The following is an 11916-nucleotide window of genomic DNA, read 5'->3' as shown; positions in this document are numbered from 1 at the left end:
TTCTTTCAGGGAGATCCCCGATGCTCCGCCGACCGGGCCGCCGCCAGGATGGGCACAGCGGCTCGAAGGGGCGAGGCGTGGGCGGTCCCCACCACCACGACACTCCCCCTCGACCGGGTCGCCGTCCGCACGCGCACCCTTCGAGAGAGAGTCCCGCCATGCCCTCCCCGTCCCCTGCCCCGGCCACCGTCCCGGCGGCCACCGCCGGCGGCACCCCGCCCTCCGCCCCCGACGCGATCGCGACCGCGCGCGGCCTGGTCAAGACCTACGGGAAGGGCCCGACGGCGGTCCACGCGCTCGCGGGCGTCGACGTCGACTTCGGCCGCGGTCGATTCACCGCGATCATGGGTCCGTCCGGCTCGGGCAAGTCCACGCTCATGCACTGCATGGCGGGCCTCGACACCCCGACGGCCGGCACGGTCGTCGTCGACGACCTCGTCGTCTCCACGATGAACCAGCGCCAGCTCACGAAGCTGCGCCGGACCCGGCTCGGGTTCGTCTTCCAGTCGTTCAACCTCGTCCCGACGCTCACGGCCGAGGAGAACATCACTCTCCCGCTCGACATCGCGCGCAAGCCCGTGGACCGGGCGTACCTCGCGAAGGTGGTCGACGCCGTCGGGCTGACGGACCGTCTCAGGCACCGCCCGAGCGAGCTGTCCGGCGGGCAGCAGCAGCGCGTCGCGTGCGCGCGCGCCCTGGTCTCCAGGCCGTCGGTCGTGTTCGCGGACGAGCCCACCGGGAACCTGGACTCGACGTCCTCGCGCGAGGTCCTGACGTTCCTGCGCGAGTCGGTCGACGACCTGGGCCAGTCGGTCGTCATGGTCACGCACGACCCCGTCGCCGCGAGCTACGCCCACCGGGTCCTGTTCCTCGCCGACGGGCGGATCGTCGACGAGATCCTCGACCCGACCCCGGACTCCGTCCTCGAGGTCCTGGGCTCCCTCACGCGCAAGAAGGCGGCCGCCTGATGCTGCGCGTCGCCCTGCGCAACGTCCGTGCGCACCTCGTGCGTCTCGGGATGTCCATCCTCGCGGTCGTGCTCGGCGTCTCGTTCGTCGCGGGCACGTTCTCGCTGCGCGAGATGCTGTCCGCGACGTTCGACGGGATCGTCGACAGCTCGTCGGCCGACGTCCTGGTCCGTGGCGAGGAGGAGTCCTCGGCCCTGACCCAGGCGAACGCGAGCGCGGGCGCGGTCCGCAACCCCGTCCCCGCAGACCTCACCGACACGATCCAGGAGGCCGACGGCGTCGCGCACGCCTTCGCCGACTACACCGGTCCGCTCGTGCTCGTCGGGGCGGACGGCACCCCGCCGCCCACCACGGGCGCGCCGACGTTCGGCCTCGCCTACCGGGCCGAGGACCCCGCGACCCCGCTCGTGGAGGGCGCGGCGCCGTCGGGCCCCCAGGAGTTCCTGCTCGAGGCCGGCACGGCCGAGGCCAGCGGCCTGGCGGTCGGCGACACGACGACGATCGTCGTCGCCGGACAGATCACCGAGGCGACCCTGACGGGGATCGTCGACATGGGCGCCTCGATGGCCGGCGCGAGCATCGTGTTCTTCGACGAGGCCACCGCGGCGAAGGCGTTCGCGCCCGACGGCACGGTCTCCGCCATCACGGTCCTCGCCGAGGACGGGGTGAGCGAGCAGGAGCTGCGCGACGACGTCGCGAGCGCCCTGGAGGCCGCGTCGCCGACCGAGCCCGTCGAGGTCATCACCGGTGAGGTCGCCCGCGACGAGGCCCGCGAGGACATCGCGTCGATACTGGGCTTCATCGAGACGTTCCTGCTGGTCTTCGCCGGGATCTCGCTGTTCGTCGGCGGGTTCATCATCGCGAACACGTTCGCCATGACGGTCCGCCAGCGTCAGCGCGAGTTCGCGCTGCTCCGCGCGGTCGGGGCCTCGCCGCTCCAGGTGTTCACCTCGATCCTGGTCCAGGCCGCGATCATCGGCACGCTCGGCGGCGCGCTCGGCATCCTCGGCGGGCTCGGCCTCGTCACGGCCCTCAAGGCACTGTTCGAGACCATGGGCATGGACCTCACGGGTGACATCCCCGTCACCGCGTCGATGATCGTGGTCTCGCTCGTGCTGGGCATCGTGGTCTCGGTCGCCTCTGCGGCCCTGCCCGCGCGGCGCGCGGCGCTCGTCGCCCCCGTCGAGGCCATGCGGGACGACGCCCCGGCCCAGGCCGGGTCGCTCAGGATCCGCGGGATCGTCGGCGCGGTCGTCGCCGGGGCCGGTGCGGGCGCCGTCGTCCTGGCGGTCGTGCAGGCCGCGGCCGACGACACCGCGAGCACCGGGGGCCTCCTGGGTCTGGGGGCGGTGGGCGTGGTCGTCGGGACCCTGATCCTCGCCCCCGTCGTCGCGCGCGGCGTCCTGCGCGTCATGTCCGCACCGTTCGTCGCGTGGGCCAAGCCGCTCGGGACGCTGGCGCGCGGCAACGTGACCCGCAACCCCCGCCGTACCGCGAGCACCGCGGGCGCGCTCATGATCGGCATGTCGCTCGTCGGTGCGGCCTCGGTCCTGGCCGCGTCCATGCAGGCGTCGATGAAGAACATCGTGACCGAGGAGTCCCTCGCCGACCTCGTGGTGCAGTCCGCGACCGGCACGGTCCCCTCCGGCGCGGTGAGCGACATCGCCGACCTGCCCGAGGTCGGCACGGTCGACCCGATGACGGCCGACCGGTACTTCGTCGGCGAGTCCTCGGGCGACGCCGCCGACGCCGCCCCGCTGCTCGTCCTCGGGGTCGACCCCGGGGTGTTCGGCCGGACGTGGCACACCGAGACCGTCGAGGGGAGCCTCGACACGCTCGCCGACGGGCAGGTCTCGGTCCTCAAGGGGACCGCGGCCGACGAGGGCTGGGAGCTCGGCGACGAGCTCACGCTGCGCACGCAGCTCGGCAGCACCGACGTGACGATCGGTTCGATCTTCGACTCGCCCGCCCTGGGCGTGCCGGTCGTCGTGCCGGACACGGTGTTCGCCGAGCTTTCCGCGGCACCGACCGAGATGGCGACCATGGTGCTGCTCCAGGCCGCCGACGGCGTGTCCCAGGACGAGCTCGACACCGCGGTGACCGCGGCCGCGAAGCCGTACATGATCGTGTCCGTCATGGACAACGAGGAGTTCATCTCGTCCCTCGCGAGCCAGGTGAACCAGATGCTCACGATCCTCTACGCGCTGCTGGGGCTGTCGATCGTCATCGCGATCCTCGGCATCGTCAACACCCTCGCGCTGTCCGTGATCGAGCGGACGCGCGAGATCGGGCTCCTGCGGGCCGTCGGGCTGGGCCGGTCCCAGCTCGCCGGGACGATCGTCATCGAGTCGGTCCTCACGGCCGTGTTCGGGACGGTGCTGGGTCTCGCGGTGGGCGTCGGCCTCGCGGCCGGGATGCCGACCGTGTTCGCGAGCACGGGCTTCACCGACCTGGTGATCCCGTGGTCCGGGCTCGGCACCATGGTGGGCATCGCGGTGCTCGTCGGGGTCCTGGCCGCCGGGTGGCCCGCGCTGCGCGCAGCCAGGCTCCCCGTGCTCGACGCCGTCACGGTCGACTGACGGCCGGGCGCCCGCGGGCCGGGTGCCCGCGGACGGCGGATGCCGGTCGCCCCTCGTGGGGCGGTCGGCATCCGCCGTCTCCGGGCCCGCGCGTCCGCCGCCGCGGGCCGCACCGTCGGGCAACCGGGACGGGCGCAGAGACGCAACCAAGCGCACCCCATCGGCGACGAGCGCTGCCCCGGTCTCAGGTAGCGGCGAGCTTTTCGATCTCGTAGTCGGGCACGTCAACGCCCACTGTGAAGCTCGGGCTCCAGTCGATTCCGAGCTCGTCGGCGGCGCGCTGGGCGTCGATCGCGCCTTCCTTGCCCTCGTAGGTCGACCATGGATTGAACGCGACGAACGCAGGCTTGGCGTCCGGCGACGCCTCCCACGCCGCTACCAGCACCGTCCGCAAAGTCCCGCTTGTGACGACGTAGCCCAGCGGCACCTCCGCGCTGATCGACCATCCGCGGGTGAGGCCATCCGGGATCGATTCGACCTCGACCTGCAGGGATTCAGGAAGCGCGGCCTCTACGGCTTCGACCACGGCTGCGGGATCGGCCGGTTCGGCGTTCGGGTCGGCCTGTTCGGCGGCTGCGGGCGGCGGCGTCCCCGGGGTAGACGTACCCGCCGGGGAGCATCCGGTCAGCAGCAGCCCGGCGAGACTCACTCCTGCGGCACCGAGAGCCACGCGTCGCATCATCAGTCGCCCTCTGTGTATTCGTCCACCACGTCCGTCGCACGGTCGTGCGCCGCGATCTGCTCAAGTCTCACACGACCGTCCGCGTCAGAGAGAATGGGACGATGCGCCGTCTTGCCACGATGTTGCTCGCTGCACTCTCACTCGCTGCCCTCGCCGGATGTGCGCCGTCTCTGGAAGAACGCCGCGAGAGCCTCCAGGAGTCCATTGCGACCGTCGACGGGGTGACGTACGCGGATGTCGCCGGCAGTGGCATCCGCGTCTCTGCGGAAGAGGGTGTCTCCGCAGAGGACGCCACGGAGATCCTGGACGAGGTGCGCTCGCTCGTCATCGAGGACGATCCGGAAGATGTCCCCACGGTAGACGTGTGGTTCACGGGGCCCGAGGATCGTGCATGGATCGGGTCCTGGGCGTTCGGGGCGATCGCCCAGGAGGGATTCGATCAGCAAGCGCAGTTCGTCGCCAGCCTGTCGGAGTGGGCCGGCATCAACGCCGCGGATGCGCCGTTCTCGAAGATCAGACTCGAGGTCAGCGACCTGACAACTGACCGGTTCCCTGACCAGTTCGTCTCGATCCAGGCGTACGAGATGTCCGGCCCTCCGTCGGAGCAGGACCGTGCCGAGCTGCTGGATTTGTGGGTCAAGAGTGGCGGCGACCCCGACGTGTACATCCACTGGCGAAATCGCTCATGAGGTACACGCTCCCGCGGTGCGCCTGAAAGAGGGGACTTCGACCAACGCACCGCCCTGGCCCTGCGAGCCGTGTTCAAGAACCTACCCACCCCCTACCTGCCCGAAGCTCTCAAGGCCCGGTTGCTGCCATCCTGGTTCCTGCACTCCACCGGCCCAGGCATGCCCCGCACACTGAGGTCCTGGAACACCACACCCACCGTGTTGGACGCGCCTGTGATCATGGCTCCATGAGCTACCCAGCGGTCTACCGCAGCGTGCGCCAGAGCGAGTCCGAGTTCCTCGCCGACTACGACCTGTCCCTGGCGAACTGGGCCGACGGGCAGGGCACGACGCTGCTCATGTACGCCCTGCGCAACCCCGAGCCCGCCTCCCGCGCTGCGATCGCCGGCCGCCTCCTGGACGACGGCGCCGACCCGGCCGCGACCTCCGGCGGCACCAACGCGCTGCACGTGTTGCTCAGCGCGACGTCGCACGACTTCGGTGCCGAGCCCGCGCTGCTCGCCCGCCTGCTCGAGGGCGGTGCCGACATCAACGCCGACACCGGCGACCGGTGGGGAACCCCGCTGCAGACGCTCGCCCGGACGTTCAAGTTCTCCGACGAAGAACTCGCCCCGTTCTACGACGTACTGTTCGCCCGGCCCGAGCTCGACGTCACCACGCCCAGCCACAAGGGCCGTAGCATCACCGAGAGCGCCCAAGCGGCCGGCGAGGCACGCGCAGGTCTCCTGGAGCGGTGCCTTGCGCACGCCCAGGCGAACACCGCCCCGCTGGAGAGTCGATGACGCTCGAGCAGGACGAGCTGTTCGCGTCCTGGCTCCAGGCGATGCACCCGCGTCTGGCGCGGTTTGAGGACTTCATCACCCCGCGGGAGTGGAGCGGCGGGTACACCCGGGAGTCCCTCGTCTCGCTCGAGCGGTACATCCTCGACAGGTGGCCCGACAAGAGAGCGTTCATCGACGAGAACGACACGGACTTCCTCGACGGTTCGACGCGGTACATCGGGGAGACGTACCTGCGCCTTGCGGGTGGCGGATGGTCGATCGACCACGACCCGGCGTTCATCTACACCGGGCGACCCGTGGTCCGGTTCGACACCGGGAGCCTGATGCCGGTCTCACCGGTGCACCTCATGACGACCATCCTCGCCCGGCGCACAGGTAACGTCCTGACCCGGATCTGGGACGGCCAGGCTGCCGCCGTGGAGCGTCGGCGCGAGGCAGAGGGGCCGGGCTGGGAGCCGGTGCGCGAGCCTGTGCCGGCGAGATCGTGATCTGGCGTGAGGGGACCCTGGACTTCGAGGCGCCGCAGCACCGGCTCGGGCGCACCGGCGCGACCCGCTTGGCGCTGAGACGTGTCCGACGTAGGGATCGCCCGGGCCAGGTACAGCCCGGTCTGCGGACACACCCGCGCCCGGATGCTCACGCCGAGGGAGATCCGTCGATGAACGGGGTCCACGATCGTCCTGGAGAAGCCGGCACCGGTTCCGGGACAGATCACGCCGGCGTGGTCGGTCGGTGTGGGCTGGGGCTTCTACCTCTACCTCAACCAGAGTGACCAGCGCGTGCTGGTAGCAGTGCGCGGCTGTCACGGTCGCAGTGACGGGGGCTGCGCAATGGATCAACGACCGCGGAGGCATCTGTACCGGATCCCTGCCGTACCTCGAGTACCGAGTGAAGCCCATCGGAACCTCTACCAGGTGCGTCGCATCGCCAGGCTGATCGATCCCCCTGGAAGGAGAGAGGAATGCATGCCACCAGTGCAAGTGCACATCGGGTCCGTCGCGCGAGCGTAGCGCTCGTTGTCGTGGTCGTCCTCTTCACGACGATCACCGCCGCGTCGCAGGGAAGCCTGGGTCAAGGACTGCTCTATGGAGGTCTCCCTGCCCTGATCGTTGGAGGCATCGCACTCGGTGTCGTTCTTCGTGGGACCCGCAGCCGGGAGGCGCGCGGAGACTGACGATGCGTGTCGTGCTTGCGCTGCCGGAAACGACCGTCTCAGGCCATGAGGACGCTCAGGTGCGTGTCCGTTCGCGGTCACGACGCAGGTGTTCCCAGGCCCGCCAGATCCCATCGAGCCGGTAGACGGTTTCAGGGGCGTGGCGCCACCAGTCGGGGCACCAGCGCCGACCCGAGGTCGACTTCATGTCACGTACGTACATCGGAGCCCCGGAGGGTCGAGTAGTAGAGCTTGGGTGCGCGGCCCGCACGCTGGGTGGCGTCGAGTACGTCTGACGCTGCAGAACCGACGGCGGTCTCAACCCACCAACGCACCACGCGTACTCCCGCTCAGGTCGCGGGCGCCGTCGGGTCCCAGACGAAGCCCAGCGCGTCGAGCGCAGCGACCCGCTCGGGGCTCAGCCTCCCGCCCGTCCCCTCGCTGCGTCGGCTGCGCACCCACTGCCCGAGCCGGAACCCGTCGTCCCGCCGGTGCCTGATCGGCACGCGCGCGTGCCCGTGCTCCGCGACGTAGGACCCGAGAGCCTCGACGCCCTGGCGCCACAGGGCGTCGTTGTCCCGGACCCGCCACTCGAAGCCGAGCCCGTCGAGGACCTCGACCCGCCCCTGCGCGAGAAGTCCCTTGGCGTGCCGGGCGCGCACGTACGCGACCCAGTCGCCCAGCCTCCTGCCGTCCGGGCTCACGAAGCCCGCCGGCACACGACAGTGCCCACGCTCGACCCGAAAGGTCTCGAGCGCGTCCACCCAGGCGCGGAAGGCCGGGTCGTCGGACCTGCGCGTCGCTCCCGTCGGCTGCGTCGAGGTCCACTCGAAGCCCAGCGCCACGAGCTCGTCGACGCGCTCGGCGCGCAGCAGGCCGTGACGGTGCTCCCACCGGCGTCGGGCGACCCAGGCGCCCAGGGGGGTCCCGTCGGGGGCGACGTGGTCGCCGGGGACCCGACCGTCCCCGTGCTCCTCCACGTACCGCGCGAGGAGCTCGACGCCCTCGCGCCACAGGCCGTCCTCCTCGTCGCGCGCGTGCCAGACGAACCCCAGGTCGTCGAGCTGCGCGACCCGTCGGGCCGAGAGCGTGCCCGCTTCCCGGGAAGCGCGCTGGCTCGACACCCAGTGCCCCAGGCGGGTCCCGTCGTCGCACTCGAACGTCGTCGAGATGTCCGGGCCGTTGCGCGCGACGTACCTCGACAGGCACGCCAGGTGAGCATCCCAGTCGGCCGCGTCCGGCACGCTCGGGAACTCGAACCCGAGGTCGCGCAGCTCGCGCTCCTGCGTGGCCGACAGCCGCCCGGCCCGCCGGTCGCGGCGCACCCGCGCGACCCAGCCCGACAGGTCGAACCCGTCGCTCGTGCGGTACGGGTCGGGCACCCGCGCATGACCGTGGTCGGCGACGAACGCCGCGAACGCCCGGTGGCTGCGGCGCTTCGACGTCTCGAGCGCCAGGGTCCAGTCCATCCCCACGGCGTCGAGGTCCGCCACCTGCTGGTCCGTGACCTCGCCCGACGCCCGGCGCCGGCGCATGCGGCCGACCCATGCCCCGAGCCCGAACCCGTCCGCGGTCTCGTAGTAGTACGGGACGCGGGTGTGCCCGTGCTCGTCCTTGAAGGCGGCGAGCCGGTCCACGTTGCGCTGCCACTGCTTGAGCGGGTGCCGGACCTCGAACGCGAACCCGGCCTCGCGCAGCGCGCGCAGGCGCTCGTCCTTCAGGGTCCCGAGGGAGTGCTCACGACGCTGGACCTTGACCCACGTGCCGAGGGCGAACCCGTCGGGCTCGGTGCGGTGGCTCACGGGGACCCGGGGGTGCCCGTGCTCGGCGACGAACTGCACGAGGTGGGCGTGCCCCTCCCACCAACGTTCCTCGTAGCGTCCCACTCGACGGCCTCCTTTCCCTCGACGGCCCGCGCCGGCCCCTCAGGGCCGATCACCCGGGAAAGACACGCTGGGACCGCGCGTGTGACGGCAACGGCTCGATGGCCCGCATTTTTCATCCGCTGCTACGTCGGCCCGCCCCGCCGCACCCGCGCTCCGGTCACCCGTTCCCGGTGGCCTCGCCGTTCCGGTGGGTCGTTCCCGGTGACGTGGCCCGCCCGAGCCGATAGTGTCCCGCTGAGGGTCGCCGACCTCGCCGTGCCGTGGACCGAGCCTTCCGGTGGGGCTCGAGGGATGCGTGGTGCCATGTCCGCCTCTCCTGACGCGCTGGTCGGCCGCGAGCGCGAGCAGCGGCTCCTCGCCGCCACCCTGGCGGACGCTCGCCGTGGGGAGAGCCGGGTACTGGTCCTGCGGGGCGAGCCCGGGACGGGCAAGAGCACGCTGCTGGGACGCGCGGGCGCAGCAGCCCAGGACTTCACGGTCCTGCGCCTGGTCGGCACCGAGACCGAGGCGGATCTCCCGTTCGCCGCGATCCAGCGCGCCCTGCTCCCCCGGGCCGCACGGATCGAGACCCTGCCCGCTCCCCAGGCGGAGGCGCTGCGCGTGGCGCTCGGGACGTCGTCGGGCCCGGTACCGGACCGCTTCCTCGTGAGTCTCGCCGTCCTCTCGCTCCTCGCCGACCTGTCCGACGACGCCCCCACCCTGGTCCTCGCGGACGACGCCCAGTGGCTCGACCGGGAGTCGCTCGACGTCCTCGCGTTCGTCGGTCGTCGCCTGCACGCCGAGCAGGTCGCCCTGGTCCTGGCGGTACGGACCGGGACGCCGGGCGAGGCCGCCCTCGCCGACCTGCCCACCGTGGACCTCGCCGGGCTCGCGCGCGACGAGGCGCTCGCGCTGCTGCGTGGACGCGTGGGCACCGCCCTCGACCCGCAGGTGGCGGACTCGATCGTCACGGCGACCGGCGGCAACCCGCTCGCGCTGCTCGACCTGAGCGACGAGCTGAGCGCCGCCCAGCTCGCTGGTCGCGCGGTGCTCGGTGCGCCGCTGCCCGTCGGCAGCCACCTGGAGGAGCACTACCAGCGCCTCACCGGGGCGTACGGGGCCGCGACCCGCCGCTGGCTCCTGCTGGCGGCGGCCGAGCCCACGGGCGACGTCGCCTACGTCGCGGCGGCGTCGGCGACCATGCGGCTGCCCGACGACGCGTCCGCCCCGCCCGAGCAGGACCGCCTCGTCTCGGTCGACGGCCGGGTCATGTTCCGCCACCCCCTCGTCCGGTCGGCCGTCTACCGCGGGGCGACCGGCAGCGAGCGCCGGGCGGCCCACGCGGCGCTCGCGGACGTGACCGACCGCGCGGTGGACGTCGACCTGCGCGCCTGGCACCTGTCGGCGGCCACGTCCGGTCCGGACGAGGCGGCCGCCGTCGCGCTCGAGGCGGGTGCCGTGCGCGCGCACGCCCGGGGTGGCTACGCGGCCCGAGCAGCCTTCCTCGCGCGGGCCGTGGAGCTCACCGCGCCGGGACCCCGGCGGGACGAGCGGGCGGTGTCGGCAGCAGAGGCCGCGTCCCTCGCGGGCTCGCCCGTCCGGGCCCTGGCCCTGCTGGAGGGGGTCGACGACGCCTCGCTCACGCCCGACGTCCTCGCGCGGAGCCTGATGGCACGGGCCGTGGCCCGCAAGTACGCGGGTGCGCCACGAGCTGCTGCCGAGAGTCCTGCTCTCTTCCTGCGCGCCGCTCGCGCCCTGCGGGCTTCCGACCCGACGGCGGCGCGGGACGCGCTCCTCGCGGCGTTCGGCGAGATCCTCGCCGCGGAGTCGGCCGCGGGAGACGGGGTCCTGGCGGACCTCGCCCGCCAGGCGGCTGCCCTGGGCGCGGCCGGGCCGGCCGGTACCAGCGGGACCGGCACAGCCGACGAGGGCGCTGTCACTCCCACGACCGGCGACCGGCCCGACGACCTCGCCCCGACGCTCCTGAGCGCGTTGTCCGCCCTGGCGACCATGCCCGACGCGCGGTGCGTCCAGGCGCTCCGGTCCGCGGTCGACGCGATGCGCGAGCCGGGCGCGACGTCGTCGGAGACCTTCCGGCGGCACGGCCTCCTGGCCGTCGCCGCGACGACCGCGCTGTGGGACGACGCGGCCCGGGACGCTCTCCTGCGGCAGGCCGCCGCGCAGGCCCGCGCCGCGGGCGCCCTCCCGACCCTCGACTCGGTGCTGTGGGTCCTGTCGCTGTGCGAGACCGTCGTGGGACAGCTCGACTCGGCGGACCGCCTGCTGGCCGAGGTCCACGAGCTCCGCGAGGCCGTGGGGCTGAGCCCCGAGCAGGCGCGCGTCTTCGCCAACGCCGAGCTGCTCGCGTGGCACGGCCCCGACTCTCCCGCGCTGCGCGACCGGATCGACGACGCCGAGCGTGCCGCGGCCCATCTCGGCATCGGCGGGGCCGTGAGCCTGGCCCGGACGGCGCGCGCGCTGCTCGATCTCGCGGCGGGCGACCACGCCGCCGCCTTCGAGGGGGTGGCCGTCGTCGCGCGCGAGGGGTTCATGCAGGTCGGGACGCGCGTCCTGCCGGACCTCGTGGAGTCGGCCGTCCGCAGCGGGCACGACGACGTCGCCCGCTGGGCGCTCGATCGGCTCGCCGACGTCACGCTCGCGAGCGGGGCGCCGTGGGGCCTGGGCGTGCTGTCCCGCTCGCGGGCCCTGCTCGCGCCCGACGGTGAGGCGGACGCCCACTTCCGCGACGCCGTCGGGCACCTGTCGCGGACCCGGTCCGTCGCCGACCTCGCCCGGGCGCACCTGCTGCACGGCGAGTGGCTGCGCCGCAGGCGGCGGCGCCGCGAGGCCGCCGCCGCGCTCTCGACCGCGCTCGACCTGTTCGAGCGCATGGGCGCCGACCCGTTCGCGGCGCGCGCCCGGCGCGAGCTGAGCGCCGTCACCGGTCGTGCGCCCGCCCCGCGCGACCGACCCACGACGGGGCTGACCGCGCAGGAGCAGACCGTGGTCGAGCTGGCGGTCACGGGCGCGACGAACGCGGAGATCGCCGCGAGCCTGTTCATCAGCACCCACACGGTGCACTACCACCTGCGCAAGGCGTTCCGGAAGCTCGGCGTCACGTCTCGTCGTCAGCTGGCGCACGCCCTGCGAACGCCCGACGGCGGAACGTCCGTCCCGCGGTAGGCGGACCCGTCGGCT

Annotated in this window: 9 protein-coding genes; 6 read left to right on the top strand and 3 right to left on the bottom strand. The window is 72.9% G+C overall.

What is annotated here, in order from left to right:
• Positions 1–158: 158 nt before the first annotated feature.
• On the top strand, positions 159–968 hold the full coding sequence (locus WFH32_RS09425) for an ABC transporter ATP-binding protein (protein WP_336707104.1): 810 nt from the start codon (positions 159–161) through the stop codon (positions 966–968).
• Positions 968–3547, top strand: a complete 2580-nt coding sequence (locus WFH32_RS09420; protein ID WP_336707103.1) for an ABC transporter permease — start codon at positions 968–970, stop codon at positions 3545–3547. The genes WFH32_RS09425 and WFH32_RS09420 overlap by 1 nt, the downstream gene beginning before the upstream one ends.
• 184 nt (positions 3548–3731) lie before the next feature.
• Here WFH32_RS09420 and WFH32_RS09415 read toward each other — a convergent pair whose 3' ends face one another.
• Positions 3732–4217: a hypothetical protein gene (locus WFH32_RS09415; RefSeq protein ID WP_336707101.1), complete on the bottom strand. Its 486-nt coding sequence runs from the start codon at positions 4215–4217 to the stop codon at positions 3732–3734.
• 113 nt (positions 4218–4330) lie between these two features.
• Here WFH32_RS09415 and WFH32_RS09410 point away from each other — a divergent pair, with 113 nt between their 5' ends.
• The 3 genes from WFH32_RS09410 (at position 4331) to WFH32_RS09400 (ending at position 6188) form a co-directional block, all read left to right on the top strand.
• Positions 4331–4918: a hypothetical protein gene (locus tag WFH32_RS09410; protein ID WP_336707100.1), complete on the top strand. Its 588-nt coding sequence runs from the start codon at positions 4331–4333 to the stop codon at positions 4916–4918.
• Positions 4919–5145: 227 nt separating this feature from the next.
• Positions 5146–5700 carry a hypothetical protein gene (locus tag WFH32_RS09405; RefSeq protein ID WP_336707098.1) on the top strand — a complete coding sequence of 185 codons (555 nt, stop codon included), beginning with the start codon at positions 5146–5148 and terminating at the stop codon, positions 5698–5700.
• Positions 5697–6188 carry a hypothetical protein gene (locus tag WFH32_RS09400; protein ID WP_336707097.1) on the top strand — a complete coding sequence of 164 codons (492 nt, stop codon included), beginning with the start codon at positions 5697–5699 and terminating at the stop codon, positions 6186–6188. The genes WFH32_RS09405 and WFH32_RS09400 overlap by 4 nt, the downstream gene beginning before the upstream one ends.
• A 741-nt stretch (positions 6189–6929) precedes the next feature.
• Here WFH32_RS09400 and WFH32_RS19300 read toward each other — a convergent pair.
• Together WFH32_RS19300 and WFH32_RS09395 are read right to left on the bottom strand one after the other, a co-directional pair.
• Entirely contained in the window at positions 6930–7076 is a 147-nt protein-coding gene (locus WFH32_RS19300) for a DUF4913 domain-containing protein (protein ID WP_442946323.1), read from the bottom strand.
• A 127-nt stretch (positions 7077–7203) separates the two neighbouring features.
• Positions 7204–8739, bottom strand: coding sequence for a helicase associated domain-containing protein (locus WFH32_RS09395; RefSeq protein ID WP_336707095.1), 1536 nt, complete (start codon positions 8737–8739; stop codon positions 7204–7206).
• Between the two features lie 303 nt (positions 8740–9042).
• Here WFH32_RS09395 and WFH32_RS09390 point away from each other — a divergent pair, with 303 nt between their 5' ends.
• Entirely contained in the window at positions 9043–11901 is a 2859-nt protein-coding gene (locus tag WFH32_RS09390) for a helix-turn-helix transcriptional regulator (protein ID WP_336707093.1), read from the top strand.
• Positions 11902–11916 lie beyond the last annotated feature (15 nt).

Source organism: Oerskovia sp. USHLN155, assembly GCF_037145535.1.
Classification (GTDB): domain Bacteria; phylum Actinomycetota; class Actinomycetes; order Actinomycetales; family Cellulomonadaceae; genus Oerskovia; species Oerskovia rustica.
This window is presented reverse-complemented; position numbering and strand designations above follow the sequence as displayed.